The organism is Paenibacillus sp. 05T425, assembly GCF_056396205.1.
The window spans coordinates 296,652-316,456 of record NZ_JBFTLA010000010.1; the positions used below are offsets into that span (position 1 = coordinate 296,652).

A 19,805-nucleotide genomic window follows, 5' to 3' on the forward strand; every position below is an offset into this window, starting at 1 on the left:
CGCGGTTTAATATAATTCGATGATCAAAGGGGAGAAGGACATGGTTATCAAAAAACACCGCATCGCCAAAACATTCATTTCCTTGTTGATTCTGGCAATGGCGCTTGCAGCCTGCAGCTCGGGCAACAACGGCGGCAATTCGAATTCGAATGAAGGCGGCACGAACGCGCCGAAATCGACGAATAAGGCAAGCGAGGAGCCGGCAGTCAAGGAGCCGGTAACGATTAAAGTGTTCAACAGGGTCAACGCGGAGATCGTCCTCAAGGACAATCCGGTTATTGCCGAAGTGGAGAAAATCGCGAACGTGAAGCTGGAGATCGAAGCGCCGCCGATTAACAACTACGTCGATAAGCTTCAAGTGCTCATGGCGTCCGGCGACCTTCCCGACGTGATCTACAACTGGGGAACGGCAGGCAACGGCGCCGACGCGAACATGGAGAAGTGGGCGCAGAACGGCTTGCTGGAGCCGCTCGACGACAAGATTGCGAACTATCCGAATCTGATGAAAAACATTACGCCGGACATGTGGAATGCGGTTAAGTCGGTTACGGACGGCAAGACGTACATTATTCCTAGAACGAATGCCGTCAATCACTGGGGCTATATGATCAATCAGCAATGGCTGGATAAAGTTAGCCTGCAAGCTCCGACGACGCTCGACGAGCTGACGAATGTATGTAAGGCGTTCACGGAGCAGGATCCGGACGGCAACGGCCAGAAGGACAGCTATTGCCTAAGCTTCTCCGGGCCGGACCTTGGCCGCAATACGATCTGGAACGCTTCGAACTTCCTGGCTGCAGCGTTCTCCCTTCCGGTTGTGGATGGGGTGAAGGACGTAGACGGCACTTACAAAATCAGAGAAAAGATGTCCGGGTACATCCCGTACCTGACGTACTTGAAGAAGCTTAACGACGAGAAGCTGATCGATCCTGAATTCTTAATCAACAAAATTTACGTCGACCAAGAGAAGCTGAACCAGAACCGCGTTGGTATCATCTATGCGCATCAAAGCACAGTTCTCGGCAACATTAGCAAAGATCCTGAGTCCGACAAAAAGTATACGTACCATGGCGTACTGAAGGATGCTAACGGTGTTGCTGCGGACTGGGTAACGCCTGCAATGTGGGGCGGCTGGATGATTCCGAAAGGTTCCAAAAACGTAGATGACGTTCTAGCCTTCCTGGACTGGGGCAATACGGCCGAAGCGAATGCATTGTTCCAGCTTGGCGTTAAGGGCGTAACTTACGACAGCTACGATCCAGCTACGAAAGCGATCTCGCGTACCKACGAGCAGACGACATTGTTGTCGACGCTTACGAGCAGCTACATGACGCCGGCGAATGCGATTAACGGCGAAGGCGCATCGATCGTCAACGCAACGACGCCAGAACGCATTAATTTGTACAAAACGCAGCTCGATGCGGCACTCGGCCAAATGACCGTCGTTAACGTACCTGCCGTGAGAGCGCCGAAGATCGCTAGCTTGAACAGCACGATTCCGGATCTCGTGAAGAAGAAGGACGATAACGAAATCAAATATATTACCGGCGCAATCAATGAAGAGAAGTTCAAGGAGTTCCTGGAGAAGGAATGGTATCCGGCTACAGCGGAAGCAGAAGCTGAATATGTAGCCTTCATGAATTCATTAGGCAAGTAATGGCTTCAAACCCGCAAGTCGCAGCAAAGCATAGGACTCTTATCAAAGGGAACGTTATTGCGCTGCGTTTTGCGGGTTTATTTTTTCAACTAACGAAAGGGGTTGCAATTGTGCTAAAGATCGGTATCCGCAGTTTATTCTGTTTGATTCTCGCAGTCGTGTTAAGCATGTCGAGTATTCCGTTTGTCCCGAATGGATCGGTACAGACGGCAGAAGCAGCCGGCTCAACGATCACGAAAAGCGGCAATACTTGGACACTGGAGAGCGACGTTCTGCGAGTCGTGCTTTCCTTTGCCGGCGGCAGCATTCAGATGACCAGCTTCTACAACAAAGAAGCCGGCAAGGAATATTTAACGGGAAGCGGCAGCAACTATTTGTTTTACTACAATTACGGCGGAAGCGACTTATACGCCAATGACGGCGGCTGGACTTTAGGTGCGGATACGATTAGCAACATCTCCTTGTTCAGCACGACATGGGGCAAGAGGCTGGAAATTCCGATTACGAGAACTTCACCTCAAAATGTAACGATAACGCTCCGATTTGAAATGTATAACGATAGGGCGGGACTTAAATATTCCAATTTCATCAAGAACAACAGCACGTCCAATAAGACGATCACCGCTTCGGACGTTATTGCGCTTAACTTCCCGAACGATGCCCATACGCTGCATTACGTTCCGAACATGACGTGGAGCAGCACGACGGGCGCGCTGCCGATGAACGCAGGCAAAAACGCGATTACGAGATACAATACAGGCGATGGCTGGACGCTCCAGCCGGAGATGAACTGGAAGACGCAAGGCGCGACGGACAACCTCCCCTTCGCCGGCATTAATGCTTGGAGCGGCATTTCCGGCGTCAAGGTGTCGACGAACCCCGGCTCTCTGCAGCTCGTGTTGTTCCCGAACGAGAAGTTCGAATACATTTCGGTCAATATGACCGCGTTCAAGGGCGATATTATGGACGGCAAGATGGCGGTCGAGGAGCATTTCCGCAAAAGATTCAAATACCATCATACGACGTCCGTCTTCACGACGAACGACTGGGAATGGCTAGGCAACCGCAACGAAGCGTATTATCGCAACACCGTTATCCCGAAGGCGACCCAAGCCGGCATGGACATGGTCATGGTCGACGATTTCTGGAATACGACGAGAGACACGACGACGGCGGCGAGCTCCTTCACGACGAATCTCGCGGCGCTCACGGACACGATTGTTGCGGCAGGCATGCGCTTCGGCATCTGGTTCAGCATGACCGGGGACAATCATAATGCCGGTCGTGATTTGGCCGACCCGGCCAATATCGAATTCAAGCGCAGCCAAGTGGAAGATGATATGATTCCGAACTACCATCTATCCCATCAGATGATCGACCTGACCGAGTTCTGGCCGAATACGGCGGCTACGTCGACGTCGCATCCGAGCGACAGCGTTTACCGCAAAAACGTACTCGTCCGCGATTACAACAACGATATCGTCTCGCGCCATCCCGACTTCCTGACGAAGCTGACAAGCGAGGTCGATATTTATCCGACGCAGGGAGACCGCAACATCGGTCTGCTTCATATCGGCGACAACGGCTTCGTCTCTTCGAAGGGCAACGTCGATAAGAGCATGCTGATTCAAACGAACAGCTTTGGCTATTTGCCGCTTAACTCGGTTTACTACGGCGGCCTTACGACGGGCAAAGTGGAGGATTATTATTCGTACATGCCTGCCCGCGTCATTAAGTTCGCGAAGGATCCGAGCTCGTGGAGCGCGGCTGGCATCAGTACGCTGAAGAAGTTCAACGATTGGCGGAAAAATCCGCGTATCAAGGCGCTAACCGACGGTATCATCCGACCTCTGTACGCCGGCCCGAACTATGATACGGCAGGTCCTTACGCCTGGATGTATGCGCCGGACGACATGAGCAAAGCGCTGATTATCGCGACGGCGGGCAACGAGGCTGCCGCGCCGGACGAGTTCACGCTTGATCTGCGGTGGTTGGACGACAACAAAACGTATTTGGTCGAGGATGTTACGATGAACGATAGCGGCGCTATCGGCTATAAGTACAAGGGAAGATTTACGGGAGCCGAGCTGAAGTCGCCCGGATTGACCGTCAACTTCAAAGAAAATACGTCCAGAGGCAAGGCGTTCTGGATTCAAGAGGACAACGGCGCCGACATGCAGGTGCTGTACGCGGACGAGAATATTACTTCGTTTACCGCGTCTTCAGGTACTTCCAGTCTTACGATTAATGCAGCAGGTCCGGCAGGCAAGACCGGCAAAGCGGTTGTCTATGATCGTACGGCGAACAAAACGATCATCGCCGATATCGTCATCGGCGCTGGCGGGAGCGGCAGCGCAACGGTGGAATCCGGCTTTAAGCACGAGGCGGAGAGTCTGACGCTGACGATGTCCAGCGGCGGCACTTCCTCGAACGGCAGCGACGCTGCGGCAAGCGGAGGATCGCTCAGCTATGCGAACGGCAACGCGGTTGGCGGATATGCCGACTATACGGTTAATGTGCCTAGCTCCGGTACGTATAACGTGAAGGTAAGAGTGAAGAAGCATCCGGATCGGGGGATCGCGCAGCTGTATATCGATGGCGTGGTGGTAGGAGCGCCGATCGATCAATATGCGAGCACTCCGGGCTACGTCGAAGTGAATCTAGGCAATTACGCTTTTACATCGGCGGGGAACAAAACGTTCCGCTTCCAGCTTACGGGCAAAAATCCGGCCAGCGCGCAATACACGCTTGCCACGGACACGATTAGGCTGACCTACCGTTCACCGGATATGCAACTGCCGCCGCAAATTTACGAACCGGTGAAGTACGAGGCGGAGAGCGCAACGACGACAGTGTCTTCGGGAGGAACGAATACGGACGGTTCCGATACGTCCGCAAGCGGCGGGGCTTTAAACTATGCCAATCCGGTCAGTGTCGGCGGCTGGGTGCAATACGCGCTGAATGTTCCGGCGGCTGGTACGTATAACGTGAAGGTGCAAGTGAAGAAGCATCCGGATCGCGGAATCGCACAGCTTTACATTGACGGGGTCGCTCAAGGAGCGGCGGTTGACCAATATCAAAGCGCGCAAGGTTATGTATCGGTTGACCTCGGAGACGTAACGTTCAGCTCCGCGGGCACGAAGGCGTTCCGCTTCCAGTCTACGGGCAAGAACGCAAGCAGCAGTTCCTACACGTTAGCGACAGATTACATCGCCTTAACGAAGAAGCCGTTAACCTTCGAGAGCGAAAGCTTGGCTACCAACCTATCGGCAGGGGCAACGGTGACGACAGGGTCCGATTCGGCGGCGAGCGGCGGTACGTTAAGCTATAGCGGCTTTGGCGGCGTCGGCCAGTGGATCGAGTACACGGTGCCCGTGCCGGGAGCGGGAACGTACGCGATAAGCGCGAGAATCAAAAAGCATCCCGATCGCGGGACGGCGCAGTTGTATATTGACGGAGCTGCCATAGGCTTCCCTGTCGACCACTACGGCAACCCGCAAGGTTACGAGACCGTCGGGCTTGGAACGGCGACCTTCAGCTCGGCAGGCAGCAAGACGTTCCGCTTCCAAATCACCGGCAAAGATCCTGGAAGCAATTCCTATACGCTTGCTCACGATGCATTCATGCTTACGAAAACGGATTAAGCAGAAGACTTGGGGACGGGGAGGCGGATGCCTCCCCGTCTTTGACGTTAGCCGAGGCCGTCAAAGGACGGCACAGAACCGAAACTACGCCTTATCCTACTTCTCCTGACACCGCAGGAATGATGCAAAATGTGCTGATCAAGCATGGAAAGTCTCCCGCATCCAATCTCGGGGTTAGGGCTTCCGGCTAGGCGTCTTTTTTTTATGGACACTATGAACGCTTAGCGATCAATTAGCGCTACATTCATTTTCTAATGGACATGACGGATCGTTACAGGAACTTACTTAACTAAACCAGTATTCATTGGCCATCTTAGTGTTGCTTTTGTCCGTTAGCGCACCGAAATCAGTCGATAGGAAGTTTAAGCAGCTATTTTGTCCGTTATCCATTATCGATGCAGGAATAAATTTACGAAACAGCATTTCATCATGTACAATGGTTCGCAAGCGGGAGGTGTGAAGAACTTGACGATATCGTGGGTTAAGCATGTTAAGTCATCGGTAGCTGATATGTATTACGGCTTTTCGTTCAGGCAACGAATCAGCATTGCGTTTCTGCTGCTCATCGCGCTTGCCATCGGAATCGTAGGAACGACTTCCTACCTCATTGCGTCGAAGGAGCTTCAGCGCAACGCCTTCGCCTCCAGCCGCGAATCGGTTAGCAAGACGACCCAACTGCTGGATGACAAGCTGTACAGCGTATCGAAGTCCGTTCGCTCCATTATGCTGAGCGACTCTTACAATCTATTAATGCAAGACGTACAAAGCAATAATATTGCCAACTATTATGTTCACCTCTCCGAAATGCAATATCAGTTCTCGCAGGCGATGTTCAACGAGCCGCTTATCGAGAGCATTCTGATTGCGACGCCGATCGGCGATTTCTACCATTTATCTCAAAGACGTTCTCCAAATCGATCTTTCTATGAATCCAATTTATATTATTTGGCCAAGGACAATACCGGCGGTCTGTGGCTGCGAGGGCATACCGACGTCTTCTTCACGGGAGAGAGCCGCGTCCTCAGCTTCGTAACGAAAGGCACGCAGGATAATCTCTCTAATACGAACGTTTATTTCATCGTCAACGTCAGCGAAAGCGGACTGATTAGTATGATGAATCAAGGCTCCTCCCAGAAGGAAGGGAGCTATTTCATTGTGGATTCCACGGGCAACGAGGTGATGCGAACTTCGTGGTCCGCTCAGCATAATATGCGCAAGGACGAGCCGTTCCTTCGCAATGTGACGGACGATACTCAGGGCGCATTCTTCCACAACTTCGACAAGACGGAGTATCTCGTCAATTATTCCCGCTCCTCAACGGTGAACTATTGGCTGTTGTTCGGCATCAGGTCGAAGGACAAGCTGCTCGAACAGATGAAGGACGTGCAACAAACGACGATTTATCTGATGCTGCTGTTCCTGGCGGCGGCATGGCTTGTATCAAGCAAGCTGACGGGGCTGCTCGTCCGGCCGCTCCACAGGCTGCAGCGTCTCATGCGCGAGGTCGAGGACAACAGGCTGACCGTCCGCTTCGAGAGCAAGTCAAGAGATGAGGTTGCGCAGGTAGGCTTTCAATTCAACCGCATGCTGGATGAGATTAATCGTCTGATTCAAGACGTGAGAACGAGCGAGGCGGGCAAGCGGGAAGCGGAGATGCGGGCGTTGACCGCGCAGATGGAGCCTCATTTTCTATATAACACACTGAATACGATTTATTGCAAATCCGAGATGGGCGAGAACGAGGAAGTGAACAAGATGATTCTAGCTCTGTCGACGATGTTCCAGCTTGGTCTCAGCGGCGGGAAGGATTGGAATACGCTGGAGGACGAGTTGACTCATGTCGAGCAATATTGCGCCATCCAAAGCATGTGCTATGAGGAACTTTTTCGATATGAGGTCCATATCGCGGACCCTCAGCTGCTCACCTATTACGTCCCGAAGATCGTGCTGCAGCCGATCGTGGAGAACAGTATCCAGCACGGCTTCCAAGACAGACGTACTGGGGGCGAGATTACAGTAGACGTAGGGCAAGACGGAGGCAAGCTGCATATCGTTATTCAGGATAACGGATCGGGCATCGATCCTCTGCTCGTAAACGAAAGGATGAAGACGCTAGGTGAATCACCATCCGGAAAAGGTTTCGCGCTGTACAACATAGCCAATCGGCTGAGCCTTTATTACGGGGACGAGGCAAGGATGGAGCTTAGCAGTCCAGCAGAGGGCGGAACGAGGACGGACTTGTGGATTCCGATGCGGAGAGGGGAGATTCAGTGGCATGGCTAATGAAACCGGAACCGAGATTAAACTCGTCGTCATCGACGATATTCGCAGCGTAGTCGAGATGGTGTCGCGGAAGCCTCCTTGGACGGAACACGGCATTGAGTTCGCGGGAACGGCGCTCGACGGAGAAGAAGGCATTCGATTGGTCGAGGAGACGAAACCCGACATTGTGTTGACCGATATCCGCATGCCAAGGATGGACGGGCTTGCCATGACGCAAGCGATACTGGCTGCCGCCCCTGCCACCAAAGTCATTATCTTGAGCGCATACACCGACTTCGCATATGCGCAGCAGGCGATTCGGCTGGGCGCGTTCGATTTTCTGAAGAAGCCGTTCTCGGTTGATGAGATCGTGAAGACGGTATTGAATGCAAAGCAGGCATTGCTTGAAGAGCGGGAGGAAAGAGAGCGACGCCGCGAATTGGAAATGGAACGCAGGCGAAGCTTGCCGATGCTTCAGCAGGAGCATCTGTCGCTGCTGATTCACCATCCTTTCCGTACAGAGAAGGCGGTGCAGCAATGGAAGCAGCTCGGCATCGAGCTTGAGCAAGCTCACTTCAACGTCTTCGTTGTGGAATTCGATCATTTTATGGAGAAATATATGGAAAGGCCGGTGCGCGAGATTGAGCTGATGCGCTTCAGTCTGAAGAACGTGCTGGAGGAGACCGTCTCTCAGCGGACGAAGGGCGTTGTCTTCCGGGAAGCGTCGAACCGGTTCGTCTGCATCATGAATTGCAGAGACAACAAGGAAGCGGAAAGTATCTCGGAAGCTTGCCGGCAGAATACGCAGCAGTATACGCATTCCACGATTTCGATCGGAGTTGGGCTATGCGTCGAGACCATTCAAGAGCTGCCGAGCGCTTATCAGCAGGCAGTCAGCGCGCTATCCTATCATTTCTATACCGATGGCAACGGGGTGACAAGCTATAAGGTCGTGTCGGGCGGGGGCGAAGGACTCAGCCTGCTTCCGAACTATTCGCTTGCAGCGGAGCAGGAGCTGCTGTTCGCGCTGAAGTCAGGCAACAGCGGCAAATGCCGGTTGTTATTGGAGCGAATCTTCAACGATATGCTGGGGAGCGAGCCGCTGCCGGCTCCCCAGCATGTCGAGAGTCTCTGCTTCGAGCTGTCGGCGAAGATTTGTCGGACGATGCAGGAGCTGTTCCCGGGGGCGAAGGTGCATGAGCTTGAGAAGCGATGGCTGTCCGGGAGGGCTGGGGTTAGCTCGACCTTTGTGGAGATGCGGGAAATGGTCCAAGGTCTGTGCGAGGAGGCTTGCGGCTGGACACGGCAGGAGCGGTCCGACGAAACGAGCAAGCTGATCTATGAGGCAAAGGATTATATTTGCGACAACTTGCATGTGGACTTATCGTTGGAGCATTGCGCAAAGAGGTTCAACATCAGCGCGGGTTATTTCTCGAATGTGTTCAAGAAGGTGCTCGGCATCTCCTTCCAACAATTCGTCATCCATCAGCGTATGGAACGGGCAAAAGATCTATTGATTGCCGGCTATCAAGTGCAGGAGATCGCCCAGCTTATCGGTTACGAGCATAGACGCTACTTCAGCGACGCGTTCAAGAAGCATACGAACATGACGCCATCCGAATTCAAAATATACAGCACAGGTATCGCCGACGAGCCGCTTGACCTTGAGCAGGGCAAAGGGTAGCTAAGCGCTCAGGGCGATCGTTCGTTATGCAGCTTCTTCCGGTTATGGCCGGTAAGGAGCTGTTTTTGCAAAGTTTGAACTTGCGTGAGTTTTCGTGTGCGATCATGCAAAGAGATGAAGAAATCTGCCCTTCATGTGCGGTTTACCGCATTATGCCGCAGGACGTGCGCCTCTATAATAAAAAGTGTCAACACCTATCAGGAGCTTCTAGCACGAAAAAAAGGGAGGCAATACAAATATGAAAAAGAGATTGCTAATGACACTAGCCGCTCTCGTCATGGCGAGCAGCCTGGCAGCTTGCGGCAGCAACAAGGCGGAAGAGAACAGCGGAACCGAAAGCGGAGGAAGCGGGTCGGGCGAAAAAACGGTCATCAGCTACTGGACAGGCGACCGCCATGATTCGGAATTTATTAAAGAAATGGTCGACGAATTCAATGCCGCGAACACCGATAATATCGAGGTCGATCTAGTCATCAAGGGCGATGATTTCGACCAGGCGCTCGATATGTCGTTCCAAACGTCAGAGCCGCCGGATGTCATCCGCGTGAAGGAAAATACGATTCAAACGTTTTATAAAAAAGGTTACTTGGCGCCGATTGATGAGTTCTTATCGGATGAGCTTACGGGGAAATTCCCTGAGATGCCGAATCTGAACAGCTTTGAGGGGAAACGCTACAGCCTTCCTAACTACGGAACGACGATGCGCCTTATCTACAACAAGGAGCTGTTCGCGAGAGCGGGAGTTGCTGCACCGCCGACTACATTAGCCGAACTGGTCGATGTCGCTAAGAAACTGACGGCGGCTGGCAAGGAGAGCGGCGCATACGGCTTCGCACAAAACTTCAAAAATCCGGGCAGCGCGCTCGGCCGCTCGTCCCGCGTCATCGCCGAAGTAAGCGGCTACGGTGGTTTCGGCTACGATTTCAAGACGGCTCAATACGACTTCAGCCACTTTAAGCCGATTATTGAAGCGTTCAAGCAAATCAAGGATGACGGCAGCATGCTGCCGGGCGTTGAATCGCTCGATATCGATCCGCTCCGCGCGCAGTTCGCCGAAGGAAAGATCGGCATGTATCTGAGTTTCTCTGCCGAAGCGGGCGTCTACACGTCGCAATTCCCGGCGAAGATTGACTGGGCTGCGGCGCCTGTGCCTTCGATTGACGGCAGCTTTAACGGCGCATCGGGTTTCTTGGGCGGACAATGGCTCGCTATAAGCTCCAAGACGAAGAAGAAGGAAGCCGCATGGAAGTTCATGTCTTATATGTACTCGGAATCGCTGCTGCAGCAGTATCAGGAGAAGGGCTTCGGAATATCCATGGTGCCTTCGGTCAGCGAGGTTGCCGCGACGCCTAAGGTGAACGGTATCGAAGGTTTCTTGCCAAACCAATATGACGGCGTATGGCCAGTCTATCCGGTCGTAGCGGTTCAAGGGACGAAGTCAGACGATGCGTTCTTCAAATACATGGTTAGCGGCGGCGATCTTGACGCAATCATCAAAGATTTAAATGGGCGCTATAACGAGGCGCTGGCTCAGGCGGTTAAGAATGGCGAAGTGAAAGCCGAGCCGGATCCAAACTTCGATCCGAAAACGCTGGCTGGCAAGTTCGCCAAATAAAGAACGTTGTTGTACCTGATAAGGAGTGAAACCGGATATGAATAAAGCCAAACATCTCGCTTTCTCATACAGCTTCCTGTTGCCGAGCTTTATTCTAACCGTCGTTCTTGGCATCTACCCGATTGTCTGGGCAATGAGATATATGTTCTACGACTACAAGGGCTTCGGTGCGGAGCGATTCATCGGATTGGATAACTTCGCTCGAATATGGAAGGATCACGAGTATTGGGACTCTGTCCTGAACACGTTCATTTATGCCGGAGGCAAGCTTGCTCTGTCGCTGCCTCTGGCACTGCTGCTGGCTATTATTCTGAATCGGGGTCTCAAAGGGCGCGGCGTGTTGAGAGCGCTGCTGTTCATGCCGACGATTATAAGCACGGCCGTTATGGCAGTCGTTTTTTTCACTATTTTCAATTCGTATAACGGCATTCTGAATCAGTTCCTTATGAAGTATAACGTCATCGGTGCGCCGATCGATTGGCTGGGCGTCGATTACGCGATGCTGAGCGTCATATTAGTCTCCGTATGGGGAGCGCTCGGCAACTATATGCTGCTGTTTCTGGCAGGGCTTCAGAACATTCCGCAGGACGTATATGAGAGTTCTTCGCTGGACGGAGCGGGCAGATGGCAGCAGTTCCGGTATATTACGATTCCGATGCTCGGCCCTGTTATGCAGATGATTGTCATGCTGGCGATCATTAACGCGCTTAAAGGCTATGAAAGCATCATGGTTATGACCGACGGCGGTCCGATAGGACGAACGAATGTGATGTTCTTATATGTATATAAGCTGTTCTTCCCTACGGCTGGCGGTGCGGCGGCAACCCAGGTGCAGGAGATGGGCTATGGCAGCGCGGTAGCATTCGTGACGGCGCTTATCGTTGGCGCGATTACGATTATTTATTTCTACGGTTCGCGGCGTATGAGCCGGAACGACTAAGGAGGAAGGCATCATGAGATACGGATGGAAATTCATGACGTGGATTTTTCTGCTGGCGGTGCTTTTCCTTACGCTGTTCCCGATCGTCATTACGCTGCTCGGGTCGTTCAAGACGAATGCCGAGCTGACAGCMGGCGCGACGCTGCTGCCCTCGAGCTGGCAGTTCGGCAATTACGCGGAAGCATGGAGTACGGCGGGTTTTGGGAAGTATTCGTTCAATAGTTTGTTCGTCGCAGTCATGGTAACGGCGGGAACTTTGATCGTTGCATCGATGGCTGCTTATGTTGTGAACCGGATGAGCTTTGTTGGCAAAAAGATATATGTCGGCATTCAAGCGTTCACGATGTTCGTAGCGATTGGCGCGGTCGTACTGCGGCCGCAATTCGAGCTGATGATCGACCTTAAGCTCCACAATTCATTATGGGGTGTCATCCTCATTCTGATCAGCGCTCACGCATCGGCGTTTTTTATTTTACTGAGCTTCATGAGCGGCATCCCGCGGGAGCTAGACGAGGCTGCGCGAATCGACGGCTGCTCGCCGGCTTCCGTGTATGCGCGAATCGTGCTCCCGCTGCTGGCTCCAGGTCTTGGCGTTGCCGGCCTGTTCGCTTTCCGCGGCGCATGGAATGAATATTTGCTGCCTTTTGTCTTCACGCTCAGCAAGCCCGAGCTGCAGACGCTTACGGTTGGGCTTGCGAACTTGAAATACGGCGTATCGGCGGCAGCGCAGACGCATTACATGATGGSCGGCGCCTGTCTATCCATCGTGCCGATCCTCATTGTATATGTGTTCGCTAATCGATCGTTTATGCAGATGACTGCAGGGTCTTTGAAAGGGTAATTCAGAGCATGGGGAGGTTATCGGCTATGAAATCGGCTGATGAAGAGTGGAATTGGGACAAGCTGCGCGAGCCGGATAGCAGCTACAGATCCGTTCCGTTATGGTCATGGAACGACAAGCTGGAGATTGCGGAGCTGGAACGCCAGATCGAGGAAATGAATCGCGCCGGCATCGGAGGATTTTTCATGCATGCAAGGGGCGGGCTTCAAACGCCGTATATGGGCGAGGAGTGGATGGAGGCCATCCGTGCTTGCATTGTGAAAGCGGAATCGCTGGGTATGGAGCCTTGGTTCTATGACGAGAACGGCTGGCCGAGCGGCTTCGGGGGCGGGCGCGTGCCCGCCCTTGGCCTCGTTTACCAGCAGAAGAAGTTAGTTATGGAGCGAGCTAACTTCACGGAAGGAGACCGATCGCGTAATCTAGGGTATTACGTCTCGAGTGAGACGGGATGGCTGAGGCTGCCGGAGGAGAGCAGCGCGGAGGCAGAGGTTCGAATCTATTGGGAAGTGAATCCCTACTATATCGACACGTTAAGCCAAAAGGCGGTTCGCGCATTTATCGACAGTACGTACGAAGCCTATTGGGAGAAGTTCGGCGATGAGTTCCGGCATGTGCTGAAGGGGGTATTCACGGATGAGCCCCAGTTCGGCAGAGGTGAGATTCCATGGTCCTTCGAAATGGAAAAATGGTATGTAGATCGATACGGCAGCAGTGTGCTTGATATCCTTCCCAGCTTGTTCATAGATACCGCAAATGCGAAGGAGCATCGTTACCGGTTCTGGTCCTGTGTAACGGAATTATTCGTAAGCAGCTATGCCAAGCAGATCGGTGACTGGTGTGAGGACAAAGGTTGGTCATTAGCTGGGCATGTCGTCGATGAGCAGACGCTTATGGGGCAAGCGACRTCGGTCGGCGACTTGATGTCCTTCTATGAATATATGCAAATTCCCGGTTGCGACTGGCTGGGGCGATTCGTGGGCGAAGAGCCGCTCGTGCCGAAACAGGTCGGCTCGGTTACGCGTCAGCTTGGCAAGAAGCGTACGATTACCGAAAGTTATGGCTGCTCAGGTTGGAACGCCAGTATGCAGGACTTGAAGCGGATCGGCGAATGGCAGTTCGTGCACGGTATTAATATGATGTGCCAGCATTTGCAGAGTTATAGTTTAAGAGGATTGCGCAAAAGGGATTATCCGCCGTCCTTGTTCTATCAGCAGCCTTGGTGGTCGGAGTACCGGCATTATAACGACTATTTTGCTAGGCTGTCTATGCTGCTTGCCGAAGGGGAAAGGCAGGCCGAAGTTCTGCTCCTTCATCCGATTCGTTCGGCGTGGGTGGAACAGAGGGGATTGGACAGCTCAGCTATTCGTCCCTATCATGAAGCATTCGCCGACTTATCCCGGCAGCTCTGCCGCTCTTTCCTGGAGCATGACTACGGCAGCGAATCGATTTTGGAGCGCCACGGCAGAGTGGAGGGCGGTCGGCTGATCGTTGGGCAGGCTGCTTATTCGGCTGTTATTATGCCGCCAAGCGTGACTTGGAGCAGATCGACGGTGGAGTTGTTGATTGCTTTGCTTGAGCAAGGCGGTAGTGTGACGATCGTCGCGCCGTTCCCAACCTTGCTGGAAGGTAAGCAAGATGTGCTGCTTGAGCGTTTGACGGCTTTAGCAACTTCTACAAATGATGATGCGTCGATTGCTAATATCATTTCACAAGTGGTTGCTCCGCTTGCGAGCTTGAGAGATGCATCGGGGGATAGGATCGAATCCGATACCATCAACATACAGACATTGAAGCTCGGCGATTCATGGCTCTATTATATCGTCAATTCAGGCGAGTCGGGCTGCGGCGATGTAGAAATCGAGCTGCGCAGCGAAGGCAATGTGACGATTCTTAATCTCGAGACAGGTGCGGAAGAAATGCTGCCGCAGGTGCAGAAGGGCGGATTCGTACGCGTGACGCTTCCCCTGGCAGCAGCCCAGTCGTATATGCTGCGGCAAAGAAGCGAGGCTGTGGCAGGGAACAGCCAGCAGAACGCATCGATTAAGGAGGCAGCGACGATTGGTCAGACGCTTATGTTGGATGGTGCTTGGCAGGTGAAGCAGGCCGAGCTTAATAGCCTGACACTCGACACATGCCGAGTAAGTATTGAAGGCGGCGACTGGAGCGAACCGCAACCGGTTCTCTTTTTGCAGGAAAAGCTGTTGGAATTGGGACGCTCGGCGCGAATCGCTTGCGAATTCGTATTCCATGCGGCGTTCGATACGGGACGTGCACGGGAGATGTATTTGATCATGGAGCGGCCTGACACGGCAGCCATAACGCTTAACGGTGTTCCGATCTCGAATGAGGATTGCGGCTGGTGGCTGGATACCGCCTTCAAGAAGCTTGATCTTAGAGGAATGGTGCATACAGGAGAGAACAGGCTCATCATCGAATCCGAGTTCTATAATGCGCCAGAGACGTATGAAGCAATGGAACGAGCGAAAACATTCGAATCCGAGGGCAATAAGCTTACGTTCGACACGGAGCTTGAAAGTGTCTATTTGTTAGGCGACTTCGGGGTGGAGTCGCTAACGCCATTCGTTGACGGGGGGAACGGAACCGTTCTAGCCGAAGGTCCGTTTGTATTGACGGAAATGCCCGTTCTACTGGCTGGAGGCGACTTCGTGCGGCAAGGTTTTCCTTTCTATGCAGGGCGATTGACGGTTGAACAGAAGGTTAGCTTCGAGAACGTGTTTGCCGATTCGGAGATTTTGTGGTCGTTCACTACGCCTCCGGATGCGATCGTCGCGAAGCTTCGCATCAATGGCCGCGAGGTAAAGACCTTTCAGTGGGAGCCGTATGAGGCGGATATCGGACCGTTCTTGGTGACGGGAGACAATGTGATCGAGCTGGAATTGGCAGGCAGCTGCCGCAATCTGCTCGGTCCCCATCATCATATGAAAGGTGAGCCGCTTAAGATCGGGCCCGACAGCTTCACGAATAAGGTCGGATGGACAGATCGTGACTTGCCGCCGGATACGCAGGTATACCAGGATCGTTATGCGTTCGTTCGATTTGGGCTATCTGCGTCCCCGCGAATGACGATAAAGCACATCACAAATGATTTAAACTAACTAATCCCTTGAGCCGTTTATGCCTTCGATATTACAGTTGTAAGTAATAGGAAGGAAGGGGATTGTTGCATGACGCTTGTTGTGAGGAAAATGATTGTGCCGGATGATTACGCAGCGGTGGCTGCCATCATGACGGAGCATTACTCTGAGGAAGTAACCGTAGAGAAGATGAGGGACGAGGATGCGATTATACCGTTAACAGGGCAGCTTGATCGTGACGAGCAGGGACAGCTTACCGGCCACGATAGGCTGCGTCTGGTCGCGTTGAACGAAGAAGGGCGGTTAATCGGTTACGGTCACGCTTGGCGGGCGCCTTGGTCGACGCCGGGTGTGTTGTATGAACAAATTATCGTGGGCTGAAAAGAGCGTCAAGGCGGGGCGGGATGTGCGATCTACAAGGCGTTGATGAGCTACTCGGTCGAGGTAGGCGCGAGCAAAATCGTAGCCGATGTACGGGATGACGATCCGGAATCGGTGCGTTTCGCCTGCGCTAGAGGGTTCACGGAGAATCGGCATTTGTTCGAGTCGGTAATCGAGTTGAATGAAGCTTCGGAGCATGGTGGCTTGGCTTCCGCACGATTGGACGACATTCGCTTGTTGACGTTAGCCGATCTGCCCGGCGGCGAGCAGACCGAGCGCGAGGTGTATAACCTTTATTTCGCGACTCATCCGGATATTCCAGGCTTCGAGGGCGAATACATGTGGTACAGCGAATGGCGTAAAAGGACCGTAGACCGGGAAGACTTCGATCGCTCCTTGGTTCTATTGGCTTGTGAGGGGGAGCGTATCGTAGGGGCAGTCGAACTTCGGACGTTCGAATCGACTCAGAGCGTCTATAACGAGTTCACTTGCGTCGATCCGGCCTACCGCGGTCGCGGAATTGCAATGGCGCTCAAGAAGCTTTCAATCCATATCGCACGCAAACGCGGCTTCCGCTATATTCGAACGAACAACGATTCGTTGAATGGTCCGATGCTGGCTATTAACCGCAAGCTTGGCTACAAGCCGGTACCGGGTTATTTGCAGATGGTGGCGGAGTTGGCACGGGACTAGTATTAGTTACGCTTGTTATCGTTTTTTGTTCAATAAGGCAGTCCTGATAGGATTGTATTTGATTGGCCGAATGCAAATCGTAGATGCCGCATATCGAGGCTTATGCTTGACGAGAAGCTGATACATGCGTATTCTGCCTATCCGATCATTGCTATGGATGATGATCTTGGCCGGATAGGCGGCATTCGCGGCGATATATTTGGCTACGGCGGCCCCTTTCGTCTGGCCGATTCCGAGATTGTAGTCAAGCGAAAGCACAGTGATCGGATTGGCTTTGATGATCGCGATGCACTCCTCGGCCGTACGCGCCAAGTGGTAGCCTGCGGGGCAAGGCCTTCTATCATCGAGAAACAGCTTCACCTTAGTTCCTCCCTTCTGCATCGTCTTGTTCATTACCCTACTTTATGTCTATAGCGCGGCGATCGTTTGGGCGAGTCGCTCGGTAGAACGAGGTACGATAACCCAATAAAACAGCGGCAGTCTTGGACTTTATTTAACGTCCATGGCTGCCGCTGTTTGCTTTTGGGCAATAGTGGCATTTTGGGCAGCTAAATTGGGCTTTAGGAGAATAAGTGCCTCATTAGTTTGATTTTGGGCAACTAACGGGGCTTTTTTGACGTGGTGGGCGGAAAATGGTCATTTAGTTCGACGAAATGCCACTAAATGAGGCCTGTTAGGGTAGAGGACGAAATGAGTTCGACGAAATGCCGTTACAGCGTGTACGCAGCTTTCGCAGCAATAGAGTAACTCCCATCTCGAAACGCCGGGCTGCCTAGGTTATGGTAAAATAGTTGCAAACGAAGGAGGAGAGTCTGCTGCTGGATCATTATTCGGATTTCATACGTGCGCTGCCGAGCGGCCCGCTTGGGAAGGAGCAGCTGCTTGTACAAGAGCTGCTGCTGGACGCTACTCCGTCACAAGCTATGAAGCTCTATTATATTCCTTTCGAATATGTGAATGAGAACGCTAAAGTGTTCATTATCGGCATTACCCCAGGGTTTACGCAAATGCAAATCGCCTTTCAAACCGCTCGGGACTGTCTGAGTGCCGGCGTTCCGCTAGGCGAAATCGATCGTGAAGCGAAGAAGCAAGCGAGCTTTGCAGGCACGATGCGCCGTAATCTAATCGACATGCTGGACAAGCTTGAGCTTCACAAAGCTCTCTCCATACGAAGCAGCGGCGAGCTGTTCGAGGAGCGCCGCGACCTGCTGCATACGACCTCGGTCATTCGTTACCCGGTCTTCGTGAACGGAAATAACTATACCGGACATAGTCCGTCTATCTTGAAATCGGAGACCCTCTATCCGTACGCCGAGCGAATCTGTCTTGCGGAGCTTCTAGCCGTAAAGGATGCGCTTCTTATCCCGCTGGGCAAAGCGGTCGCTGAGGTCATTGAGTCGTTTGCGGCGCAGGGCTTGGTGGCTCGCGAACGGTGTTTGTTTGATTTTCCGCATCCGTCTGGGGCGAACGGGCATCGATGGACACAGTTCGAAGCGAATAAGGACAAGCTGACCAGACAGATTGTTGAATGGTTTCAATAATAGATTGGGAGGAATAGCGATGCGATTATCAAAAGGACATAAGGTTGACGTTACCAAAGGGAGAAACGTCGCCGAACTGGCATTGCAATTTGGGTGGACAAAGGCGAATGCCGCTATGAGCATTGATGCAGCCGCTTTTCTGCTATCGGAGCGGGGGCGCTGCGAGCGCGACGAAGATTTTATTTTTTACGGCAACCCGCTTGCCCGAGATGGAGCTTTGATGCATGCCGAATCAGACAAGGGCGACAAGGAAGCCATTAAGATTTCATTAAACCGAGTATCCGGCCAGGTATCGAAAATCGCTTTTACCCTAACGATTCACGAAGGCGAACAGTCCGGTCATTACATGCAGGACGTGTCGGGGTTATATGTCCGACTGATAGATACGGCTACCGGCGAGGAGTTATACCGCTACGAATACGGCGAGGATCTGACGAAGGAGACGGCCGTCGTGATCGGCGAGCTGTATAGACATAACGGAGAGTGGAAGTTCAGCGCGATCGGAAGCGGCTTCTATGGCGGACTCGCAGCTCTGTGCACAAGCTTCGGACTCGAGGTGGAGGCATCCGCCGCTCCTGATACCCTAGAGGTAGCAGCTGCAGTGGAAACCGCAATTCCATCGACGATCGATTTGCGCAAAAAAACGGTGCAATTCACGCTGCAGAAGAAACAGCTGACGAACGTCGTTGCTAGAGTAGGTATCGTGCTTGATATTACCGGATCGATGCAGCCGTTATACCGAAACGGTACTGTCCAAGAGGTCGTCGAACGGATATTGGCGGTTGCGACCCAATTCGACGACAATAAAACTCTCGATGTGTGGGTGTATGATACGGAGTTCAGCCGTCTTCCTTCGGTGACGGAGCGGGATCTTGGCCGATATGTGGATACTCATATTATGAACAACAGCAACATTCATAAGTTCGGCCGGAATAACGAGCCGCCAGTCATGGAGGACGTGATCCGCAAGTATACGGAGGAAGAATCCGATTCGGACACCCCGGTCTTTATTGTTTTCATTAATGACGGCGGTGTTGTGAAACCGATCAAGAAGGTCATCACATCATCATCCGTATTGCCGATCTTCTGGCAGTTCGTCGGCATCGGGCAGTCGGATTTCGAGGTGCTAAAGAAGCTGGATACGATGGAAGGGCGGGTAGTGGACAACGCTAACTTCTTCCATCTCGACGCGATCGAGAGGGTATCGGATGAGGAGCTTTACGATAAGCTGTTGAATGAATTTCCGTTGTGGTTGAAGGAAGCGAAGAACAAGAGAATTATTAGATAAACGACTTATCTTAAAGATGACGTAAAATTGTTTGTGTACCAAGATTTGTAGCCTTGTCGGACAACAAAAAAGTAGGGTATCCTCGGGGTTGCTGAAGCCACCAGAGAAAGGACCCTACCGATGACTAATATACCCGAAAACATGCTCACTAATCTATTTGAAAA

13 protein-coding genes and 1 pseudogene are annotated in these 19,805 nt (G+C 52.6%); 13 read left to right on the forward strand and 1 reads right to left on the reverse strand.

Annotation, left to right across the window (positions count from 1 at the left end; translation table 11 throughout):
• Positions 1-40: 40 nt before the first annotated feature.
• The 10 genes from AC1DF0_RS23225 to AC1DF0_RS23270 all read left to right on the forward strand — a co-directional run bounded on the left by AC1DF0_RS23225 (position 41) and on the right by AC1DF0_RS23270 (position 16,812).
• Positions 41-1,657 (forward strand): extracellular solute-binding protein, encoded by a 1,617-nt coding sequence (locus AC1DF0_RS23225; RefSeq protein ID WP_477575446.1) that lies wholly within the window; start codon positions 41-43, stop codon positions 1,655-1,657.
• Between the two features lie 110 nt (positions 1,658-1,767).
• Complete coding sequence (locus AC1DF0_RS23230; protein WP_477575447.1) at positions 1,768-5,301, forward strand: carbohydrate-binding protein; 3,534 nt, start codon at positions 1,768-1,770, stop codon at positions 5,299-5,301.
• Positions 5,302-5,757: 456 nt separating this feature from the next.
• Positions 5,758-7,584: a cache domain-containing sensor histidine kinase gene (locus tag AC1DF0_RS23235; protein ID WP_442053127.1), complete on the forward strand. Its 1,827-nt coding sequence runs from the start codon at positions 5,758-5,760 to the stop codon at positions 7,582-7,584.
• Complete coding sequence (locus AC1DF0_RS23240; RefSeq protein WP_442053125.1) at positions 7,577-9,247, forward strand: response regulator; 1,671 nt, start codon at positions 7,577-7,579, stop codon at positions 9,245-9,247. The genes AC1DF0_RS23235 and AC1DF0_RS23240 overlap by 8 nt, the downstream gene beginning before the upstream one ends.
• 238 nt (positions 9,248-9,485) lie before the next feature.
• Positions 9,486-10,862 (forward strand): ABC transporter substrate-binding protein, encoded by a 1,377-nt coding sequence (locus AC1DF0_RS23245; RefSeq protein ID WP_477575448.1) that lies wholly within the window; start codon positions 9,486-9,488, stop codon positions 10,860-10,862.
• A gap of 37 nt (positions 10,863-10,899) precedes the next feature.
• Positions 10,900-11,802: a carbohydrate ABC transporter permease gene (locus AC1DF0_RS23250; RefSeq protein WP_477575449.1), complete on the forward strand. Its 903-nt coding sequence runs from the start codon at positions 10,900-10,902 to the stop codon at positions 11,800-11,802.
• Between the two features lie 13 nt (positions 11,803-11,815).
• On the forward strand, positions 11,816-12,643 hold the full coding sequence (locus AC1DF0_RS23255) for a carbohydrate ABC transporter permease (protein ID WP_477575450.1): 828 nt from the start codon (positions 11,816-11,818) through the stop codon (positions 12,641-12,643).
• A 26-nt stretch (positions 12,644-12,669) separates the two neighbouring features.
• Complete coding sequence (locus tag AC1DF0_RS23260) at positions 12,670-15,759, forward strand: glycosyl hydrolase (RefSeq protein ID WP_477575451.1); 3,090 nt, start codon at positions 12,670-12,672, stop codon at positions 15,757-15,759.
• 69 nt (positions 15,760-15,828) lie between these two features.
• Positions 15,829-16,119, forward strand: coding sequence for a hypothetical protein (locus tag AC1DF0_RS23265; protein WP_477575452.1), 291 nt, complete (start codon positions 15,829-15,831; stop codon positions 16,117-16,119).
• 45 nt (positions 16,120-16,164) lie between these two features.
• Positions 16,165-16,812, forward strand: coding sequence for an N-acetyltransferase family protein (locus tag AC1DF0_RS23270; protein WP_477575453.1), 648 nt, complete (start codon positions 16,165-16,167; stop codon positions 16,810-16,812).
• A 15-nt stretch (positions 16,813-16,827) separates the two neighbouring features.
• On the opposite strand, the gene AC1DF0_RS23275 is transcribed toward AC1DF0_RS23270, so the two are convergent.
• Complete coding sequence (locus tag AC1DF0_RS23275; RefSeq protein ID WP_477575454.1) at positions 16,828-17,172, reverse strand: cyclic-phosphate processing receiver domain-containing protein; 345 nt, start codon at positions 17,170-17,172, stop codon at positions 16,828-16,830.
• A 431-nt stretch (positions 17,173-17,603) separates the two neighbouring features.
• Between AC1DF0_RS23275 and AC1DF0_RS23280 the strand changes: the two genes are divergently transcribed.
• The 3 genes and pseudogenes from AC1DF0_RS23280 (at position 17,604) to AC1DF0_RS23290 (ending at position 19,641) form a co-directional block, all read left to right on the forward strand.
• Positions 17,604-18,353, forward strand: coding sequence for a uracil-DNA glycosylase family protein (locus AC1DF0_RS23280; RefSeq protein ID WP_477575455.1), 750 nt, complete (start codon positions 17,604-17,606; stop codon positions 18,351-18,353).
• A 19-nt stretch (positions 18,354-18,372) separates the two neighbouring features.
• Positions 18,373-18,888, forward strand: a pseudogene (locus AC1DF0_RS23285) (TerD family protein); the annotation flags it as partial.
• 78 nt (positions 18,889-18,966) lie between these two features.
• On the forward strand, positions 18,967-19,641 hold the full coding sequence (locus AC1DF0_RS23290; RefSeq protein ID WP_477575460.1) for a vWA domain-containing protein: 675 nt from the start codon (positions 18,967-18,969) through the stop codon (positions 19,639-19,641).
• Positions 19,642-19,805: the final 164 nt, after the last annotated feature.